Raw genomic sequence first — 20,827 nt, forward strand, 5'->3', positions numbered from 1 at the left:
AAGAAATCTTATGAAACACGATATTCATACCCCAAGCATAAAAGTAAGTAGTGAAACAAATATCGAGGCAAACATCGAAACAAACACTCAAATAAACATCGACAAAGCACGCATTAAAGAAGACGCTGAACCTTTACTACCTCCTGCTGTCACGTTGCCATTGACAGGGCGCCATTTGATTGAAGCCTCAGCAGGCACAGGCAAAACATGGACGCTGACTGGCGTGATGTTGCGATTAATCGTGCAAGCGGGGCAGCCGTGTGAAAAAATTATCGCCACGACCTTTACGCGAAGTGCCGCCGCCGAAATGCGCCAGCGGATTCGTGAGCGTTTGCAAGATTTTTATCAATTGCTGCAAATGATTAATCATTCTACATTTACACCGTTAAACGACAGCGATTTGGATAGCAGCAAAGCTATCGCTGTGCAAAAATATGCACATTTTATTGCGCAGGTGCAAGCGCTTGCGACACAAAAAAATTTACTGGGTAAGTACCAAGATCCTATCAATCAACACTTAATCGAGTGGGTCGCCAAACAAATCTTTGGTTTGCCGGTAGATGTAACCGCTGCAGCAAGCCCAAAAGTAAGCCCGAGAGCAAGCTTAAACACCCTAAAGCCAACCGCCGATGATAGTGAAAACAGCACCCATAAACCTGCCAAAAACACTGTCAATTTTCGTATCGCACTGCAGCGCACCACATTGGCGCTCAACCAGCTTGATCGCCTATTTGTTAGTACACTCGATAGTTTATGTCAGAAGTGGCTAAGAGAATACAGTAGCGAAACGGGGTTTTCTGCAGAGGTGCAAATCAGTAATGATGTCAGCGGCATCATCAAGGGTATGATTCACGACCAAATTAGGGCATTTATGGCGCAGGTCAATGCCAATATGCCTGAATTGTACCCGATGATGTTTGACAATAACGTGTTTTTACCGGTTGATGATTACTACGAGGCGGTCAATCGCGCGCTAAATTTTTATACCGCTGACATCGATACTGTACCATTGACAGCGTTTGATACCACTACTATCAAGGCACTGATGCAGTCGATTGCAGATGATAATGATAGTGAGTTTGAGGCTTATTTTGATAGTGACTTTCGTAAAGCGCAAGGGTTTAGTGCTGGCAATAAACTTCATAAACACTTTAATGAAATTAAAAATCTGCAAAATTTACTCAGCACGGGTGACATTACCAATGTCTTTGCTATGTATAAAGTTGGCAATATAGTCAAGGTGCTAGAAGGCATTGAAGATTTATACGCCAACGATAAAGGCTTTAATAGCAAAAAAGAACAGCAAAGCGCCGCATTTAAATCCTTTGATATCGTGGACAACATTTGGCAGCTCATCCAACAAACGCAAGCCTTGCAAGACTACTTTAAACAAGTAAATTTTTACTTTACCCAGTTTATCAGCCGTTATGTGCGTACCCGCTTACCAAAACGACTAGAATCACAGCGGCTAACTACCTTTGCGTTACAATTGGCGCGGTTAAACGATGCGTTATCCGGCAAAAAAGGTCAATCGTTAGCGCGTTATATTCGCCATCAGTATCCCATCGCCTTAATTGATGAATCGCAGGATATCAACACCGAACAAGCGTTACTCATTCAAAGGGTTTATTTACAAGACTTTGAGCCCGATACAGCAGACAAAGCAGAAAAATCAAATGGGGGAAAATATCACGCACCTTCACAGTTTTTGCTGTTGGTAGGGGATCCCAAACAGGCAATTTATGGATTTCGCGGCGGGGACGTACAAAACTACACCACGCTAAAAAAATTATTTCCGGAACAACCCAAGTCACTGAGCCAAAACCATCGTTCATCAGCCGCGCTGATTGATAGCCTCAATCACTGGTATGGCGTTGGCGAGCAGGATATTGACCCAAATGTAGCCAATCAGCTGCCCAATGTCAATCAACAGCCATATTTTATGGGGCGTGAAATTTATTATCGTAAAATCTCTGCCACGCGCCAAACCGCAGAGCTGGTTATCGGTAATGCGGTAGACAATGAAGCTGCCAGCTTACCTGCGTTTAATCATATTGCTATCGAATATAAAGCGCCCTATAGTCAGCAAGTGGTGGCAGTAGCCGAGAATGACAGCACATCAAATGATACTAACTCCTCAAATGAAACCATCTCACCAAGTGATGAAAAAACGGTGGATTATGCCGATGCCATTGCCGCGCAAATTTTTGACTTATTTGATGATGGCAAGCCATTAAGCTACCAAACTCGTGGCTTGACGCTGAGCGATATTTGTGTGTTGGCAGTCAAAAACAGTGAACTTCATACCATCGAGAAACGCTTACATCATCATGGGATTGCGACGGTCAGAGGTGGTAGTCAAAGTGTCTTTGGCGATAGCATGAGTGTTGATTTGATGACCTTGCAAAGCGTGCTGTTAACGCCATTTAGCGAATCAAAGTTAAAATCCTTAATGTTGTCTAGTTTTTTTCAGCTGACCCTTGAACAAATCAACCAGTTGTATGATGCGCTTAATCAAACTAACGCCCAAGCGGCGCAAGGACAAGCTCAGCCTCATCAAGCTCATCAAGCGTCAACAAACACCAGTTTGGCTGAGATTCAGCAGTTGGTATTGACCGCCAGCGAATTGTGGCAAAAACACAGTTTTTTGGTCGCTATACAGTGGCTGCTCAATCAACCCCTTACTTTACCCAGCCAAACCACACTCAATTTTTGGCAGCGCCTCGCCAAACATCCAAATGGCGAGCGATTGCTCATCGATTTGCGCCAGTTGTTAGATATTATCAGCGACCAGTTCAATGGACAGGTAGGCGAGCATCAACTGTTTGAGTGGTTCTGCGCCCAAGTGCAACAGCAGCCAAAAGAAGATTGGTCAACGCAGCAGCGTTTGCCATCTGATGAAGGGGTGCAACTGATGACCGTTCACGCGTCTAAAGGCTTGGAGTTTCCGATAGTGTTTGTGGTTGGATTTACCGGGGAGAGTAAAGCCAAGTTTCGTGGTGCGCCGTTATATCTGTATGGTATACAAACCACCCATCAAGCAACCCCCCAATTCACTCAAAAATTGACTCAAAACAATAATAACCCGCTGTTAAGCCGGCGATTGACCGCGTTACCCACCCAAATAGCCGATAATAACTCAATTGATTCAATCAATTATGTCGCCATTGAAGACCAATCTGCCTACGAGGAACGATTGCGATTATTGTACGTTGCCCTTACCCGTGCAAAAGAACAAGTGTATCTTGTGACTGTCGCCAAAAAATCTGCAGTGAAAAATTCTGCTTTGGCGCCTTTTATGGACGATTTGGCAAAATTTGCTATCAAAGAAACATTGACTGAAACAACCCATATCATAGATTCAAATAGCCTAAGCAAATATTTTGACTCAAAGCTAAAATTCACACCCAAAACAAATAGGCAAAATGAGCAAAACGCTACGGTCGCTAAGATTGATTACGATGAAATCATCAAAGTCATCACCATCGATACCTTTAAGGGATGGGCGAATACCAGTTTTACCGCATTGTCTCGTTATATTGACCATGCCAGCGTTGACACAGTGGTCAATGCCGAAGACAGGCAAGATGATGATATTTTGTCAGCGGCGCAAACCCGTTTATTGCCTATCGCCAATAACAGGCTATCGGGGGAGCCAAGTAACGAGGTCAACTCAATTAGATTTAACTTTGAAAAAGGCACAAACCCGGGGACTTTTTTACATAGTATCTTAGAAGATATTGCCAATAACTACAATGAAACCCCTGAGTTGGCTGTACCACAGCAAGATGCCAGAGCAGACAAGTTAAAACGCTGGTCAGTCATGGTGGATCGCACATTAAGACGCTATCAAATGCCGAGCAATTATTTTTCTACAAAAGAGAGTAGTGCAGGGCAGTATGGCAACTGGCATGATATCAACATTGATGCTTTGCAGCCTGATTATATCGCGTTGGTGGATTGGCTAGATGACATCATTCATACGCCGTTAGCCGCTTCAACAGTGCCGCTGGTCAATATCAAATACAACCAAAAAGTTGCTGAATTAGGGTTTAATTTACGCTTAAACCAGCATTTGTCATTTAGCGACTTAAACGCGTTGTTTCATCAATTTGATATCCCACTGCAATTGCAGAGCCAAGAAGTCAACACCATGGTTTGGCAGTATCTCAAAGGGGAGATTGACTTGGTGTATCAGCACGGCACACAGTTTTTTATCGTCGATTATAAAAGCAATTATCTTGGCAGTGATTTCGACAGTTATAACCCAGCGGCATTATATGACGCGATGACCACGCATAGTTATTGGTTGCAAGCAAGCATCTACCAAGTAGCGCTGCATCGCTATCTCAAGCTGCGACTACCCAATTATGATATCAATACCCATTTGGGTGCGGTCGAATATGCCTTTTTACGCGGTATGTCACCCAAGCATGCTACCCGTGGCAAGCTAGTAAAACAGTTTGATAGTGCCTTTATCTTGGCACTCGATGATATGTTCGGCTATCCCAACGGCAATTAAAATTTAACGATTACGCATAAAGAATTTATTATGAAAACAAACACGACTGAGCCAACCGCTACAATTGAAGAAACTGCCAAATTAACCCAATTAGCCAATTTTATTCAATACCGCAAGCAGCAAAAATCACAGCTAACTAATACAAAGTCCAATAAAAATAGCCTAAGCAAAGAAAATCAAAATAAAAGTACAAAAGCTAAAGAAAAACCGAAAATCTTACAAATTTTTGACCAAATCAATGAACAACTGTCAGAAGGTCATACCGTGTATAAGATGACGGTCAACAATGAAGATGAAAAATCACTCATTGCAGCGTTGACGGACGATAACTGGGCAAGCGTAATAGAGGCGAAAGATGATGAGTTATACAACCATAACACCAATACACCTATCATTCTTCAAAAACTCGTCCAAACAGTTAATGGAATTGGTGAAACGCAAGTTAACTATATTATTTGGCTGCATCGGCAATGGTATGCAGAACAATCGTTAGCCAAGCAGTTGATGAAAATTGCCCATAGAAAAGTGGCGGGGTTCAATGGTATATCTGCATCACAAGACATCGATAATGGTTTAGCGCCCAATGCGATGCAGCAGCTCGCCATCGAAAAATCAAGCCAACACGCGCTGAGTATTATTATCGGTGGGCCTGGTACTGGTAAAACTTTTACCGTGGCTAAGCTGGTAACCACGCTGCAAAAGGAGCACGAGCATAAAAGAAAACAGGACCCTAATTTACCACCTTTATCTATCACCTTGACTGCACCAACAGGGAAAGCGGCGCAGCGTATGCAAGAATCATTACGTATAAGCTTGCAAAAAAGCTTGCAAGATGAAGAAATCACTTTGGACAATGCAAAAACATTACATCGGCTGTTAGGTATTGGTAGTGATGGCATACCACGCTATCACGCCAAAAACCCATTACCCGATGATTTGATTATTGTAGATGAAGCGTCCATGTTAGGGCTTGAGCTTGCCAGTCAGTTGGTTGATGCTATCAAACCCACGGGTCGGCTGATTTTGTTGGGTGATGCAAACCAGCTGGCTGCGGTAGATGCGGGGTCGGTTCTATCAGATTTGTGCGCGGTGACGCGTTTGCAGCCTTATATCACGGAATTGACCGAGTCAAAACGCTTTGATTCAAATTCAGTTGTCGGTCAGTTTGCTCTCGCTATTCAGCAAAATTTGCCTGCACCTAAAAAATTAAAGTTAATTCATCAATTATTGCAAACCGTTGATTTACAATCAATTAAGTCATCTCAAAGTGAGAATCCACCAGACTTGGCTGGTAAAAAACAGCAAACAGCCAATATTCCTTTTTACCCAATTGATGCGTCTTCGAGTCTGCCTGCTGTTTTCAACCAATTAGCGAAACCTTATCATCCATTTTTTGCGCTTATGCAGCAATGGTACAGCAAGCCTGTCAATATTTTTGAAGCGAATAATCGAAAAGGGCTGTTTGAGGTATTTGATAGGTATCGCATTCTGTGTGCAGGTCATCAAGGACAATTGGGCACCCAATCAATCAACCAACAGATGAGCCTGGCTTTTACCGAGTTTTCTAAAATCACTCGAACCAAAGCTTACTTTTATCACGGTTTACCGATTATCATCCAAAACAATGATTATCAGTTGGGGTTATTCAATGGCGATATTGCGATTTGTCTGTTGTACCAAGGGCAGTTATACGCGTGTTTTGCAGAAAAAGTGATACCCATTCAGCGATTAAGCCGTGAAAGTTGCGACTATGCGTATGCGATGACCATTCATAAGTCACAAGGCTCAGAATTTCACACGGTCGCCATTTGTATTGATAAAGCGCATACAAGGCTACTAAGCCAAGCGCTGATTTATACAGCGGTGACGCGCAGTAAATCCGCCTTATCCATATATAGCGCTAAAGAGAATTTTGAGTTAGCGGTGACGCAAAAAGCGGTGCGACAAACTGGGTTGCAACTACAATTTGATCATCTTAACAACACGCCATAAAAGATAGGTCATAAAAACCGACATCATAAAAAGATATCTTCTAAAAAAATACGCTATAAAAAAAGGTATCATGCGATACCTTTTTATTTATGACAAGCAGTTTTACACATTTTTTAACGCATAAATCCCTGGCATATGGCGTAGATACCCGTGATAGTCCATACCGCAGCCATACACATAGCGATCCGCCACATCGAGACCCACAAAATCAACTTTAAACTCTTGTACTTTTCGGTCATGGAGTTTATTGAGTAGCACACAAGTGCGGATAGATTTTGGATTTTCTTTTGCCAGCTCGTCCACCACCGCTTTTAGGGTAATGCCTTCATCAAAGATATCATCAATCAATAAAATATCTTCACCCGCCAAATCAATTTCAGGTTTGAATTTCCATTCAAGTTCATTGGTGCCTTGGTTGTTGCGATAGCGAGTCGCATGGATATAGTACATACGATGATAAAAAGTAAACTGGGTAAGCAATTGACCTGCTGGAATCAACCCGCCATTCATCACCACCATCACAATGGGGTTTTGACCTGCATAGTGCAGGTTGACACTGGCTGCCAAACGCTCGTAAGCACTACTCACTTCAAAACTACTGATAAGACATTCAGAATTGCGTAGCGCTTCTTCGATTTGCTGATTGCTAAGTTGATTCATGGTGGACCTATTAATTTAAAAAAATAAGTGGGCTATTGTAACGCAGTTTTATCTAATTGAATAATAACGGTTAGCAATACCTAATTGTTAAATATTAACGCTTGGTAATGTTTGGTAAAACGCTCCAGCGATTCTTGCGGCATTTGTGGGATTAAACGGTGTAGGGCAATGTCAATTACTTTGACGATGATGCCGTCAGTCACTGGAATTGCCGCACGTTTAAGCATATTTAAATTGAGCGTTTTGGTAAAATCGACCAAAAAATGCTGCAAACAGGCTCTGGTTAGTTCGCTAAATAACCGAATCAAATTTTGCTGCTCTTCAAGCCCTTTACCTGCTTGGACATTTTCTATGGTAGCCAGTAAACTCTTTGCTAGCTCGTCAGTGAGTGGCACTGAGATACGACGTTCACCCAGTTGGGTGTTTTTTAACACTTTTTGGTCAAAAAAATCAAAGCTAGGTAACACATCTTCATTTTTTGTAGGGCTTAGCAGTGTGTTAATCAGTTTGTCGCTAGTCGCTTCAATGGTTTCTGCGGTTTTAATCAAATGCGCTTTTCGTTCTGAATCATCCGGTAGCGATTCGATTAATTTAATCAGTAGCGCATCCATCAGCTCTTTACTGGTCAACTGGGTGATTTTATCGCGATAAACGTCATAACGTTCGCTGCTTTTGCTAGCAATCAGCTCATATGCCTTATCAATGGTAGCGCTCAATTCTGCGGAAGGGGTAAACCCAAAATAATAGCTCATAATATTTTTTCGTTATCCAATGATTTCTTCAGGGTAATCAATCACTACCCAGCCATTTTCTATCCAATCACAAATTATATCAGTTTCGACATCGGCTGCTTGCAAAATTTGCTCATCGACGGATTTGCCATTGGCGAGCCGAATGAGGAGTGATTGCGCGTTAGCGGGTATATCGTCCGCGTCAATGGCACAGCCATTGACATAAATTTTTGCTTGAGTTTTTGAGTCGGCTTCAGTTTGGGTAAATACAATACGGCTAGACATGTCTTGCATGATGACAGCACCCGCTGCCAAGGCGCTTTGTATTTCATCAATATCGGCATACGTGTCAGGCAGCATCAGCTCATATTGACGTTTGCTTACCGTTTCGCTAATCGCTTGAGTCATTATTTCATCGCCAAGTTCAGAGTTTAGCAGCGCAATCAGCTGCGCTTTGATATCGTGAACGCTGGCTATCGACAGCTCGCCTGCAACTGCAGAAGGTTGGTTGATTTTGAGGGGAATGGCTAAATCATCAAAATGGGTAGCCACATCCGCCAAACTATCGAGCAGTTGTAATGGGGTAGGGCGCCTAAATCCAAACGAAAAAGTCAAACAATCCTCAACGGCCACCCCGTAATGGGAGAGATTGGTCGGTACATACAGCACATCGCCTGGCTCAAGCACCTCATCAAATATCAGCTCGCCCATCTCATTCATCAAACGAATCGGTTGCCCTGCTTCAAATTGGGTTGTTTGGTCGCAATACTTGCCCAATTGCCAATGACGTTTGCCGTACCCTTGCGCCAAAAAGACATCGTAATTGTCGTAATGCTTGCCAACGCTGCCACCTGATGGCGCATACGACACCATGATGTCATCACGTTGCCACTGTGGAATAAAATCAAACGCATGCCATAGGTTGCCAAGCGCTGGCGACCATTGTTCCATATTTTGCACTAGCACCGTCCAATGTTTTGGCAGCTTTTGAAAGTCTTTAGCGGTAAGAGGGCTGGTTTTAAGTGACCATTGCTGGTTATTTTCGCTGATGAGTCGGGCAGTGGCGTCTTCATCTTGGGCAAGTCCGATGATATCGTCTGGCTCAAACATACCAACCAATTGCGGCAAGCCCTGCTTGATTAGGAGTGGTTTTTTTTGCCAATACTCGCTCAAAAATTGTTCGGGGCTGATATCACTAGGCAAACAAAAGTGCTGGGTCATATTTTTTCATTCAGTGGGAATATGTAACGCGCATTATAGCAAAGGCAGTCTATCAAAACCCCATAATAAAATTTTTTTCACCAAAGTGTAAAAAAAGCGTAAAAATATGAAACATATTGAACTGGAAAGTTTCATATTTTTTGTTGTATTGGTTATAGCGCTCGTATATAGTCAATACTCACAAGGAAGTACTCACAGGAAAGTTAGACGAGCAATATTTGATTGACTCGTTGGTTATACCACAACAAAGGAATGTTCTATGACAGCTATTTTAAATCAACACGAAAACTACCTACAAGCAGACCAAGCTTATGGTTTTCCCTTGCTTATCAAAAATTTATTGTCTCGCGCCAAAGTGGTCTCTGGCGACAAAAAAATCCATTATGCCGACAAAACCAGCTACACCTATCATGAGTTTTTCAAACGTGTCAATCGCTTAGCCAATGTCTTAAAAGGCTTAAACCTACAAAAAGGCGATGTGGTTGCAGTCATGGATTGGGATACACACCGTTATTTGGAATGTTATTTTGCCATTCCGATGTGTGGCTATATCTTGCAAACCGTCAATGTGCGTTTGTCAGAAGACAAAGTGCTATATACCATCAATCATGCCAAACCAAAAGCACTACTGCTAAATTCAGAATTTTCACCGATGATCAAAAGCCATACCCAAGATGCGCCATCGGTCGAGCATGTGATTTGGTTGGATGATAACAACACGCCAATGGCCCCATACGCCCAAGGCGAATACGAAACCATGCTAGCGCAAGCCAGCGATGAGTACGAGTTTGAAGATTTTGATGAAAACACCATTGCCACAACCTTCTATACCAGCGGCACAACAGGCAACCCCAAAGGCGTATTTTTTAGCCATCGTCAAATCGTCATGCATACGCTCGTCGTTGCCGTTGCCAATGCACTTAATATCGAAGGTCAAGGGCTGCGCTACTCAGATGTCTATATGCCAATGACGCCTATGTTCCATGTCCATGCTTGGGGTTTCCCTTTTGTCGCAACCATGCTAGGACTGGAGCAAATCTATCCGGGTCGCTATGTGCCTTCTACTATGGTTGACTTGGTAAAAAAACACAATGTCACCACCACGCATGGCGTACCAACGATTTTGCAAATGCTACTGGGTGAAATCAACAGCCGCCAAGAAAAATTCAACGGCTTAAAAATGGTCATCGGCGGCTCTAAACTCAATCAAGGGCTTGCCAAAATGGCTGTAGCCAGCGGCATCGAAGTTTGTACCGGCTATGGCATGTCAGAGACTTGTCCTATTATCAGCATTGTCAACTTTGATGAAACATTCCAAGACATGAGCGAAGAACAACAAATTGAGCATCGCTGCTTGTCTGGCTCGCCGGTGCCATTGGTCGATTTGCAAATCTGGCACAATGGCAAACGTATGCCAAACGATGGCACATCCACAGGCGAAATCGTGGTACGTTCACCTTGGTTGACGCAAAGTTACTACAAAAATCAGGACGCAGGCAACGAGCTGTGGGAGGGCGGTTATCTGCACACCCAAGACATCGGTTGGATGGACGCAAAAGGCAATGTCAAAATCACCGACCGACTAAAAGATGTCATCAAATCGGGGGGCGAATGGATATCTTCGCTTGAAGTAGAAACCATCATGTCATTACACCCAAGCGTTGCCGACATTGCTGTGATTGCGATTCCTGATGCGCGCTGGGGTGAGCGTCCGATGGCGTTGATTGTGCTCAAACCCGATTATCAAGACACCAAAGCTGAAGACATCATCGCGATTGCGCAACAAGCGTATGAGCGCGGTCATTTGCCAAAATACGGTATTCCGCAGGATGTGAAATTCATCACGGAATTGCCAAAAACCAGCGTGGGTAAAATTGACAAAAAAGTCATCCGCGATCAATATGCCCAAGGGTTATTTGCTTAGACTGTTACTTAATCATGACAAAGTAAAAAAGAAAGTAAAAAAGGTAGAATTTTTTCTACCTTTTTTATTACCCAACCAATCAAATAATCAAGCAATCCATCAAACCATTAACCGTTGATTGACCTTTGCCATTGATAACGGGTAATGTCGGGCTTTGGCAATATCGTTTGCCACTATATTGACCTCATTGACATCAATTTTGTGCCAGTTAGGACGTTTGCAAGCAGATTTCTCTATCAAATTAGCGTCAACTAGCGCATCCATGACTTTATCCGCCACATCTAGGGTAGAATTGGCTTTCACATTTTCTGCCACCGCATAACGCAGCTTGGCAAACACCTGTAAATCTGCGACGCGCACGGTAATATCATCACTCGGTACTTGCTGCCCACCATATAGCGCATTATCTCCCGCTTGTGCAGTTCGAAAACTTGGCACAAATTCACTGACATAATCTATGGCGTTTTGGGTGCGTTGTTTTAGGGCGTTTGGCTCCCAGCCGTTTTCAATATAATTTAGATATTGTGGATTAATAGGCGGTTGGCTGCTTTCTTGGGTGGCTTTGGTCAAACCATCATTAAATAAAGTGATGTTTTCGGTCATGCCATGTAGCTGAAAAAACCCGTCAGGATAAGGGGTAAACTGCGCCATGCCATTGGGCGTGCCACGCTCACCATGAAAAATAATCTCAGGCAAACGCCCCTTATAATCACGCCATTCACTGATATAAGAAGCTTTAAATTCTACCATGCGTTTGATATGCACGCCTGCTTTGTCATCAATAATACCGGTTCTAAAACCGCAAGCATTGACCACAAAATCGGCATAGATACGCTGCACCTCGCCATTTTCATCGGTAAATGACACTTGCCAGCCATCCATATGACGTTTTAAATCATCAACTTGGGCATTTAGATGTACTTGAGCGCGCTGTAGGCGCTGCAATTGTAAAAAAGCACTGGCAGAGAGTCTAAAAATATTCCAGCCAAATTCTTGCACTGCAATGATGGGGTATTGCAGTTTTTCCAAATCCATTACTTTAAGAGCCGCCACAACCCACTCATCTGTGGTGCTCGGAATGTCTTTAGCTTCTAATTGAATTAGCTGTTGAATTTGCTGTTTGTCATACACTCGGTAATAATCTTCGACATTGCCCAACACGTGGTTGCTAGGGTCAGCATCAACCAATGATTGATAGTAAGCCGTTAACATATCAAGACGTGGCAGTAAGTCAGTGGCGGTGTTTTTATCGCGTTTTGGCACCGTGATGAGGGTGGGGCGCACATCAATACTCTCTGGATACAACTTGGCAATGTCAATACATTGGCGCATCAACATGCGGCAATCTTCATCACTGATTTCGCGGTACAAATTGCCACCTGCATGCAGATGACACATGGGCGGGGCGTTGATAAGGCTGGCATTTTTTTCAATCAAATGCACATGGATGCCCGCCATCGCCAGCCGTATAGCAATCGTAGAACCTGCTGAACCACCACCAATCACTGCTACAGTCGGTGATTGCGTACTTGAATTAACGTACATAATTTTGCCCTTATGCGTTGCCCAAAGTTAAGAAATAAATTGTAGCGGAAAATAATCTAGTTACTGTGACATTTATGCAGCAATTGTCGCTTTTGTTGTTAATAAATTTTACCTAATAGTATATATTAAAATAAGTAGTATTTTTTATACTTTTTAGTATAAAAATATATTGAAAATTCCAATATTATCAGTTAAAGTTAAGGTAGCTTAAAAAGCTGACCTGTATTTTATCCAACAATCATAATTAAATAAGGAAAATAAGTATGTTAAAACAAGCCTTCCTAGCAGCGGCGATTTCTACCACGTTATTAGCCGGTTGTGCCACGACGCCAACCCATACCGCTCATGCACCGATGCACGCAGCTAACATTGTTGATGTAGCAAAATCAAATCCAGATTTTTCAATATTAGTTGAAGCGGTGGTAGCCGCAGGTTTAGCCGACACCGTCGCGACCACTAAAAACATCACCGTATTTGCGCCGACCAATGCTGCGTTTGCCAATCTACTTGCTGAGCTCGGTATGACCAAAGCGCAATTGTTTGCAAACAAACCGTTACTGCAATCTGTGTTAACTTATCATGTGCTGCCAGCCACAGTGATGGCAAAAGATGTCAAGCCAGGTATGGTTAAAACCTTACAAGGTCAAAACGTCATGGTGACTTCAAATGGTAAATTACAAGACGCCAATGGACGTGTTGCCAACATTGTCACCACAGATATCAAAGCGAGCAATGGTGTGGTACATGTGATTGACCGTGTCATATTGCCAAAAAGATAAGTTATCATAGATAAAGTTATCGGCCATAAATTGTTGTCTTGATCCATAGTTATCTTTAGTTATAGTAGCCAACAATTTATTGGTCTGATGGCATAGCGGTGATACGAGTCATCGCTATTTTTTTAACTTTCAAAAATCGTATAGAGCGGGTAAAACTATGAAACGGATTGCCATTATCGGTGCAGGATTGGCAGGGTTAACTTGTGGTAAAGCGTTACAACAAGCAGGGCACGACGTAGTGATTTTTGAAAAATCCCGTGGCATCGGTGGGCGACTGGCAACGCGCCGTGCCGAACCATTTTATTTTGATCATGGTGTTGCCGCGTTTACTGCCAGTGACGACGATTTTCAAAGTTTTGTCAATCAATTACTCGCTGAAGGGGTGATTGCAGTATGGGCAGTTGACCAAGCTACCCCCGATAATTCCTTTGTATCTACTGTATCTACCAAATCACACTCCGTGCCCAAAGTCTCTGACTGTTATTCTGACTACTATGTGGGTATACCCGCCATGAATGCCATTGGTAAACATCTCGCCAGTGGCTTAACTGTGCAGCGCAATACCAGAGTAGCCTCGATCATTGATCATCATCCGATTTTTAATAGTTGGGAGTTGTTAAGTGACAAGGGTGAGACATTGGGTCAGTTTGATTGGATTATTTCGGCAATGCCTGTAGAACAAGCAAAAAGCTTTGCTCAAACATCGCTACATACCAAAGTGTTGAATAAATATGCGCTTATGCCTTGTAGTGTGCTGATGCTGGGATTTGATACGCCACTGGCTTTAGACTATGAGTATGCCAAAATCGAGAGTGAGGATATCGATAAAATTATCGTCAATAGTGCAAAACCCCATCGCAAAGGCGGTTATAGCCTTGTGGTTCATAGTACCCCAGCATGGACGAATAGACATATTGAGGAAGATAAAACTGCCTGTATCAGCCATTTGACACAAGCGGCGAGTCAACTATTGGGTATCGATTTATCGACTGCAGCACACAAAGACATACACCACTGGCGCTATGCCACAGGCGAAGCGGTTAACTCCCAATCAGGTGACCACCAGTTAGGCTATCTACTAGATAGCGAGCAAAACATCGGTGTTTGTGGGGACTGGCTACTTAAGGGTGATGTCGAGTCTGCCTACTTAAGCGGTCAAAAACTGGCAAAAGCGATGATTGAATTACTAAAAAGCGAGTAGCGTATGCAACATATCGCCATATTTGGTGCTTCTGGCGCGATTGGAAAGGCATTTTGTAATTGTTTAGCTATCGCCTATCCAAATGCCACCATTCATGCCATTGCCAGAAAACCCCCGGCATTTAGCCACCCCCATATTGTCCCTCATCAGCTTGATTTTGATGATGAATTAGCTATCGCCGCGCTTATCAAAGCGATAAGTAGCACTCAAGCATTGGACAGTGTTATTGTGACGATTGGATTATTACATAACTCTAAACTCGAGACTCAACACATCACACCTGAAAAATCGCTGCGTGATATCACAGCCGATCAGCTGCATCAATATTTCCACATCAATGCGGTATTACCGATGATGATTGCCAAATACGCCTTGCCTGCCTTAAACAAATCCTCGCAGTCGCTATTTGCCGTATTGTCGGCACGGGTAGGGAGTATTTCGGATAATCGCTTGGGCGGGTGGTATGGTTACCGGATGGCAAAAGCAAGTTTACATATGGGCATTAAAAACTTAAGCATCGAACTGCAACGAAAAAACCCCAACGTGATTATTGTTGCTTTGCACCCTGGCACAGTAGACAGTGAGTTATCCAAACCATTTCAAAAAAATGTGGCAGAAGGTAAATTATTTACCGCAGCATTCTCAGCAAAAAGTTTACTTAAGGTTTTGCATCAGCTCACGCCTAAAGACTCGGGCAAAATTTGGGCTTGGGATGGCAAAGAAATTTTGCCTTAAAATTTCCCTTTGAAGTTGTGCCTTAGCCTTGTATTAGGGTTGTAGCTGCGTACCTAGCTTAAGGCTAATCCACCAACCAGTTTTTGTAGATGACGCCCACAATCACGCAAGTTAATCCTGTGACCAAGCCGCCCCAAATAAAATCAACCAGTGCCGCAGTTTTATCATAACCTTTAAGTAATGCTAAGCTTGTAAAATCATACGTTCCATATGCCATCAGCCCAATGACTACCCCATATCCTGCCAGTACTGCCAATGATGCGTGAGCTTTTAGCTGCGGGTAGATGACCACCACACAAAGCGCAAAAACATAAAATAGATAAAACACGCCTGCTGCCGTCATATTGGGTGATTCACTGAGTAAATGTCCAATGGGCGGTGCATAAAAGCGTTGGGTCATGGTTTTAAGCCATATGGCATCAATACCCAAAAATACCATGACGGCGATCAGATATACCCACAGATAGTTTAATGGTGCCATTGCTAAATCCTTGTGTCCTGTTATTAATTGTCCTGAACCCGTTACCGCGCAAATTGGGTTATTGGGTTAACGGTACTGGGCCTTTTCAAGGCGTACTTGCACCACGCCAATGGTTTTTTCCAAAAATCCTGCTTCACAGTACGCAAAATAAAAATGCCACAAACGCATAAACGCATCGTCATAGCCAAGTGCCTTGAGCTGCGATAGCGCCTGCATAAAATTATAACGCCAATCAATCAAGGTACGCGCATAATCATAGCCATAATCAACCAATGACGTTACTTGCATATCGGTATGGTCACGAGCTTGGCTGAGAATTTCACTGTTAGACAATAAACACCCGCCGGGGAAAACATGGGTTTGGATAAAATCCACACTATGCAAATATTTTTGATAACCCCGATCATTAAAGGTAATCGCTTGTAATACCATCAGCCCATTATCTTTGAGCAATCGATTACATTGGGCAAAAAAATCTGGCAGATATTCATGACCGACCGCTTCAATCATCTCAATACTGACCAGCTTGTCATACTTGCCGGTAAGCTCACGATAGTCTTGTTTTAGCAGGGTGATTTTGTCGGTTAGATTGGCAGCTGCAATGCGCCGTTTGGCTTCTTCATACTGCGCGTCTGAGATAGTTGTGGTGGTGACGCGGCAGCCATATTTGGTCGCGGCATAAATAGCAAACCCACCCCAGCCCGTGCCGATTTCAATGACATGATCGTCAGCTGTTAACTCAGCTAATTCACAAATTTTTGCCAACTTGTGGGTTTGTGCTGCCGCCAAGCTTGATGAGGGTGTCGGATAAATTGCCGATGAATACATCATGCGCTCATCCAAAAATAATGCATACATCGCATTGCCAATATCATAATGGGCTAAAATATTGGATTTGGCATTGTTTTTATCATTATGCCGATTGCGGTGTTGGCGGTGTTCCCAGCGTTTGGTCAAATTGGCAAATTTGGCTTCTATGGTATTGATGAGGGTCAAATTGCGGGCAATCAAGCGTAAAAATGCTGTTAAATCATCGGCTTTCCACAAACCATCAATATAATCATCAGCAAAAGCAATCGAGCCGCCTGTTAATAGGTGTTGATACACCTGCGGTGAATGAATGGTGAGTGTCACTGCTAGAGGATGATTGCCAATTTGTTCCCCTAGTGTTCGTTGTGTATCGGTCACTGGTGACTGTGTTAGAGGCTCAGTATCCATCACCCTAACACCAAAGGTTTTATGAGTCGCTGCCTTAGTCGCTACATTGTTAGACTGATGAAAGGTTTCAATCACGGTTAGATGACCCTGTTTGAGCTTTGATAGCAATAAAAATATTATTTGCCGCGCTGCTTTTGCCGCACTTTGTTGAACAGGCGTGAGCAGATGGTCAACAATTGGGTAGGGTAGATAGTCCGTAAACGAGCGCCGCTTGGCTAAATCGGATTGACGGCGTTTCACCAAGGTCTCGTTACCATTTGACGGGTGAGAGATTGCAGTGTTTTTAGCCTCTAAAGAAGACGGTGTCATAGTCAATTCCCATAAAAAATTTCAGTAAATTACTGGGGTAAACGTTGGTTATAAGCTTGATAAGGTACACGTTTTAGCACGTATAATTTAAAAGCCTGCCAGTAAATTTGCAGTAATGATGTGGCACTCATCCAGGGTCGGCGCTTAATTGCCGTTATCACCGAAGCCTCGTCCAATTGAACGCCTTTTAGACTCACGCCTGCATTAAACACTTTGCCGCGGCTATCTGTCAGTCCAATATCAATCACAACATCAAAGCCATTTTGCTCGGGATTGTCATTTGCCGATGCATAGCGTTTAGGGTGAATCTCAACACGCCAATGATATTGCTGATTGATGGGATTAAAAGGCGATACATGAAAACCTTTGTCATGTTGGTACAAGGTCTTTTCACCTGCGAGTAAAAAACCATAGTAATGGCGTTTGTTCCAAGGGGTGTTAGAGACTTCTGCCAAAAAATGGCTTGGCTGGTGGTTCTCATCAAAGCCAATATAAAAATTAACTGGGCTAAAATACCAACCCATATTACGTAACACGACCAAAGCCACCACCTCGCCAGTCGGCTGACTGCCAGTCAATTGCTGCCAAGTTTGTTGGGCTTTGACCAATAAACTAGCCGATGGCGCAGGTTGTCCTACTGAAGCGGTTAGACAGTTGTCCAAAGAGGGGTCTAATCGATTGATAGCAAAATAATCTGCTTGATGGAATTGATAAAGCGCCCAATGGTGCTGCGATAGCAGAGGGAGAGTCAATGATTGTTGCAGCGATTTTTTCAGCCATTTGGGCAACCATGTTGGCACATGACTGGCGCTCATATTTACATTAGGTAATGGATTGTCCGCTAGCTGGGTTAAATTGACCGCCCAAAACCGATAGGGGTAATGAAATTCATGAGGGGTAGGGAGTTGTCTGGCATGCCAAGTCATACCTTGCAGGATTTGATGGGCAAATGTCATGATGATTTACCTTTGAGGGGTGTTGCACACACCATCATGCGCTAGGTTTTGGCAAAACGCATGGTTGGTCGTGGCGGTTACTTGCCGTCGTTGCACTACTGAGAGTTTTTTGTCAGCGTGGCTTGGTAACTTTGATACGGTAAATTTTGCCGACGGTTTGCTGGGCTTATTACTGGGCTTAGACAGCCGTTTGATTTGTGCAGCGGTTGAGGCAGCTGTGGTATTGGTAGTGACCAAAATGTCGATATCCACCCCCAAACTTTGGCATACCCGTAAGCCACTTTTTACCCCATCTTCATGAAACCCATTAAACCAATAAGCACCACAAAAATGGGTATGCCGCTTCGCTGAAATTTCATGCCAGCGTTTTTGGGCCTCGGTCATTTTGTTGTCATATACAGGGTGGCGATAATCCACACGTTTGATAACATGCGCCTCATTAATCGGCGTGTTAAGCGTCACCAAATAGTTATGTTTTGCCGTCAATCGCTCAAGGATATTCATGTGATACGTCAATATGGGTTTTTGGTCAGCCACGCGCGCGGTGGGTTTATCTATCGCGTAATTCCAACTTGCCCAAGCCAGCGGTTTTTTGGGTAGAACTTGGGTGTCAGTATGCAAAACCGCTTCGTTATCTGTATACTCAAAAGCCCCTAAAATAGCCGATTCTGTCTCAGTGATATCAGCTAGTAGACGTTTTGCTACATCGGCATGGCAAGCAAATACAACCTCATCAAACACTTGGGTTTGACGCTTACCTTGATGAATAAATTCAATGCTAACGCCATGCTTGCCACGCGTGACCGATTGCACTGGGGTATTGATATACAGGCTTGTACCTGCTGCAGCGAGCCGAGTGATTAAGGCATTGACGTATTGCTTCGAGCCGCCCACCAAGGTAAACCACTGTGGGCGATTGACCACATCTAGCAGACCATGATTATCAAAAAACTGGGCAAAAAAGAGTAGGGGGAAACGCTTGGCGTCATCCATTCCCATCGACCATATCGCAGATACCATCGGCACCAAGTAATTGGTTTTAAACAACTCGCCATAGTCATGACTGTCTAAATAGTCCCCAAGTGTTTGCTGGCTTAAAGCTGCTTGCTGCATTTTATCGGCTTGGCGAAAATTTGCTAATAGTGATTTGGTCTCGCGATTAAAGCGTAAAATCTGCTGAACAAATTGCCAAAATCGAGGGCTTAGCACATGGCGACGCTGAGAAAACAGAGTGTTTAAAGTGTGACCATTGTATTCAAAATTAATATAAGTATTTTTAACCGAAAAACTCATCTCAGCTTTTTGAAATGGCACGTTGAGTTCATCAAGCAGGCGAATAAAATTGGGGTAAGTACGCTCATTAAATACAATAAACCCTGTATCGATGGCGACTTTTTCCGTTGATGATCTAAACGGATTTTTAAAAGCTGAGCGCTCGGTAACAGTGACATCCAGCGTATTGACATGCCCGCCTAAATAATCATTGCTTTCAAACATCGTCACTGCATGACTGTCTTTGAGATAATACGCACACGTTAGCCCTGATACCCCACTGCCAATAATGGCAATCTTTGGTGGGGTGCTATTTGGCTTAGTAGGCTTGGCTGCTATAGGATTAGCCACCACAGTCTTGGGGACTGTATGAGTAGAGTGCGGGGATTTTTTTGTAAACACTGCCATGTGCGGATATACCTTTAAAGCCAAGTCAAATGATTAACAAGTCAAATGATTAAGTCGTATGAGAAAGTTTTGAGCCCACAAAATGCCATACGGCATCAGGTAACTGCGCCAACAGCTTGAGGGGCTGTACCAATGTCTGCGGAAATTCAATGATATTATCATCATTGGCAATCCCGTGTTGAATGGCTTGGCTGGCTTGCTGTACAGTTTGCAAAAAAGGCATTGGAAAGTCGTTCTGCAGCGTCATCGGCGTTTTGACAAAGCCCGGCACTACCAAAGCCACTTTGACCCCATAAGGTTGCAGGCTCATTTGCAAGGTTTTGCTCAGATAATGGATTGCCGCTTTTGAGCTACCATACCCCTCTGCACGCACAAAGGGCACCAAAGCAGAAGCCGAGCCGACGGTGACAATTTTACCTTTAGTTGCCTTCAGGGCGGGTAGTAGTGCTTCAATGGCATGCACCAACGAGCCATAATTTGCGTTCATCACCCTCATGATAGACCGCGAATCAAAGTCTGGCATGTCAATGTATTCGCAAACACCTGCTGCCGCAATGAATAAATGTAGCGTTTTAATGTCGCTAAAAGCTTGCATCACGGCATCATACTCGGTTAAGTCAAGCTGAATCGTTTTTGCACCCATCGCTGCCAACATGTGCAAAACATCGCTGTTTCGACCCACGGTATACACCTCATGCCCTTGGCTTAGATAATCCATCGCCAACTGTAAACCGATGCCTGAGGTTGCACCTGTAATGACGATGGATAATGGCTTTGAGGAATGGGGGCTGGGCATCATAGCGACTCAATATAACAACTCAATACAAAATTTTGACAACGGCTTACCGCATACTATAAAAGAGTAGCCGATGG

The 20,827-nt window shown here is 43.5% G+C and carries 15 protein-coding genes; 6 read left to right on the forward strand and 9 right to left on the reverse strand.

The window, feature by feature from the left end; all coding sequences use genetic code 11:
* Nucleotides 1-10: 10 nt before the first annotated feature.
* The gene (locus RTP55_RS07900) at nt 11-4,522 is read left to right on the forward strand and encodes a UvrD-helicase domain-containing protein (RefSeq protein WP_312385419.1); all 4,512 of its coding nucleotides are present in this window, start codon (nt 11-13) and stop codon (nt 4,520-4,522) included.
* Nucleotides 4,523-4,552: 30 nt separating this feature from the next.
* A complete protein-coding gene (gene recD, locus RTP55_RS07905) occupies nt 4,553-6,514 on the forward strand; it encodes an exodeoxyribonuclease V subunit alpha (RefSeq protein WP_312385420.1) in 1,962 nt (653 codons plus the stop codon).
* Between the two features lie 102 nt (nt 6,515-6,616).
* Here the strand turns inward: recD and RTP55_RS07910 are convergent, their stop codons facing one another.
* The 3 genes from RTP55_RS07910 to RTP55_RS07920 all read right to left on the reverse strand — a co-directional run bounded on the left by RTP55_RS07910 (nt 6,617) and on the right by RTP55_RS07920 (nt 9,126).
* Nucleotides 6,617-7,174, reverse strand: coding sequence for a hypoxanthine-guanine phosphoribosyltransferase (locus RTP55_RS07910; RefSeq protein ID WP_007115322.1), 558 nt, complete (start codon nt 7,172-7,174; stop codon nt 6,617-6,619).
* A gap of 80 nt (nt 7,175-7,254) precedes the next feature.
* On the reverse strand, nt 7,255-7,926 hold the full coding sequence (locus RTP55_RS07915; protein WP_312114319.1) for a hypothetical protein: 672 nt from the start codon (nt 7,924-7,926) through the stop codon (nt 7,255-7,257).
* A gap of 12 nt (nt 7,927-7,938) precedes the next feature.
* Nucleotides 7,939-9,126, reverse strand: coding sequence for a cupin domain-containing protein (locus tag RTP55_RS07920; RefSeq protein ID WP_312114321.1), 1,188 nt, complete (start codon nt 9,124-9,126; stop codon nt 7,939-7,941).
* Nucleotides 9,127-9,385: 259 nt separating this feature from the next.
* Between RTP55_RS07920 and RTP55_RS07925 the strand changes: the two genes are divergently transcribed.
* Complete coding sequence (locus RTP55_RS07925) at nt 9,386-11,050, forward strand: fatty acid--CoA ligase (RefSeq protein WP_095355397.1); 1,665 nt, start codon at nt 9,386-9,388, stop codon at nt 11,048-11,050.
* A 99-nt stretch (nt 11,051-11,149) separates the two neighbouring features.
* On the opposite strand, the gene RTP55_RS07930 is transcribed toward RTP55_RS07925, so the two are convergent.
* Entirely contained in the window at nt 11,150-12,595 is a 1,446-nt protein-coding gene (locus tag RTP55_RS07930; RefSeq protein ID WP_312385424.1) for an FAD-dependent monooxygenase, read from the reverse strand.
* A gap of 263 nt (nt 12,596-12,858) precedes the next feature.
* On the opposite strand from RTP55_RS07930, the gene RTP55_RS07935 reads away from it, so the two are divergent.
* The 3 genes from RTP55_RS07935 to RTP55_RS07945 all read left to right on the forward strand — a co-directional run bounded on the left by RTP55_RS07935 (nt 12,859) and on the right by RTP55_RS07945 (nt 15,310).
* Nucleotides 12,859-13,374 (forward strand): fasciclin domain-containing protein, encoded by a 516-nt coding sequence (locus RTP55_RS07935; protein WP_083710815.1) that lies wholly within the window; start codon nt 12,859-12,861, stop codon nt 13,372-13,374.
* 157 nt (nt 13,375-13,531) lie between these two features.
* Nucleotides 13,532-14,575 carry an NAD(P)/FAD-dependent oxidoreductase gene (locus tag RTP55_RS07940; RefSeq protein ID WP_312385428.1) on the forward strand — a complete coding sequence of 348 codons (1,044 nt, stop codon included), beginning with the start codon at nt 13,532-13,534 and terminating at the stop codon, nt 14,573-14,575.
* Between the two features lie 3 nt (nt 14,576-14,578).
* Complete coding sequence (locus tag RTP55_RS07945) at nt 14,579-15,310, forward strand: SDR family NAD(P)-dependent oxidoreductase (protein WP_312385429.1); 732 nt, start codon at nt 14,579-14,581, stop codon at nt 15,308-15,310.
* Between the two features lie 64 nt (nt 15,311-15,374).
* Here the strand turns inward: RTP55_RS07945 and RTP55_RS07950 are convergent, their stop codons facing one another.
* The 5 genes from RTP55_RS07950 to RTP55_RS07970 all read right to left on the reverse strand — a co-directional run bounded on the left by RTP55_RS07950 (nt 15,375) and on the right by RTP55_RS07970 (nt 20,753).
* Nucleotides 15,375-15,791: a DUF2177 family protein gene (locus RTP55_RS07950; protein ID WP_312385430.1), complete on the reverse strand. Its 417-nt coding sequence runs from the start codon at nt 15,789-15,791 to the stop codon at nt 15,375-15,377.
* A 66-nt stretch (nt 15,792-15,857) separates the two neighbouring features.
* Entirely contained in the window at nt 15,858-17,318 is a 1,461-nt protein-coding gene (locus tag RTP55_RS07955) for a class I SAM-dependent methyltransferase (protein ID WP_312385433.1), read from the reverse strand.
* A gap of 29 nt (nt 17,319-17,347) precedes the next feature.
* On the reverse strand, nt 17,348-18,274 hold the full coding sequence (locus RTP55_RS07960; protein ID WP_007115312.1) for a DUF1365 domain-containing protein: 927 nt from the start codon (nt 18,272-18,274) through the stop codon (nt 17,348-17,350).
* A 6-nt stretch (nt 18,275-18,280) separates the two neighbouring features.
* Nucleotides 18,281-19,954, reverse strand: coding sequence for an NAD(P)/FAD-dependent oxidoreductase (locus RTP55_RS07965; RefSeq protein WP_312385435.1), 1,674 nt, complete (start codon nt 19,952-19,954; stop codon nt 18,281-18,283).
* Nucleotides 19,955-20,003: 49 nt separating this feature from the next.
* Entirely contained in the window at nt 20,004-20,753 is a 750-nt protein-coding gene (locus RTP55_RS07970) for an SDR family NAD(P)-dependent oxidoreductase (RefSeq protein WP_312385437.1), read from the reverse strand.
* Nucleotides 20,754-20,827: the final 74 nt, after the last annotated feature.

Origin of the sequence: Moraxella sp. CTOTU47579 (assembly GCF_032004885.1) — a bacterium.
Classification (GTDB): Bacteria; Pseudomonadota; Gammaproteobacteria; order Pseudomonadales; family Moraxellaceae; genus Faucicola; species Faucicola tetraodonis.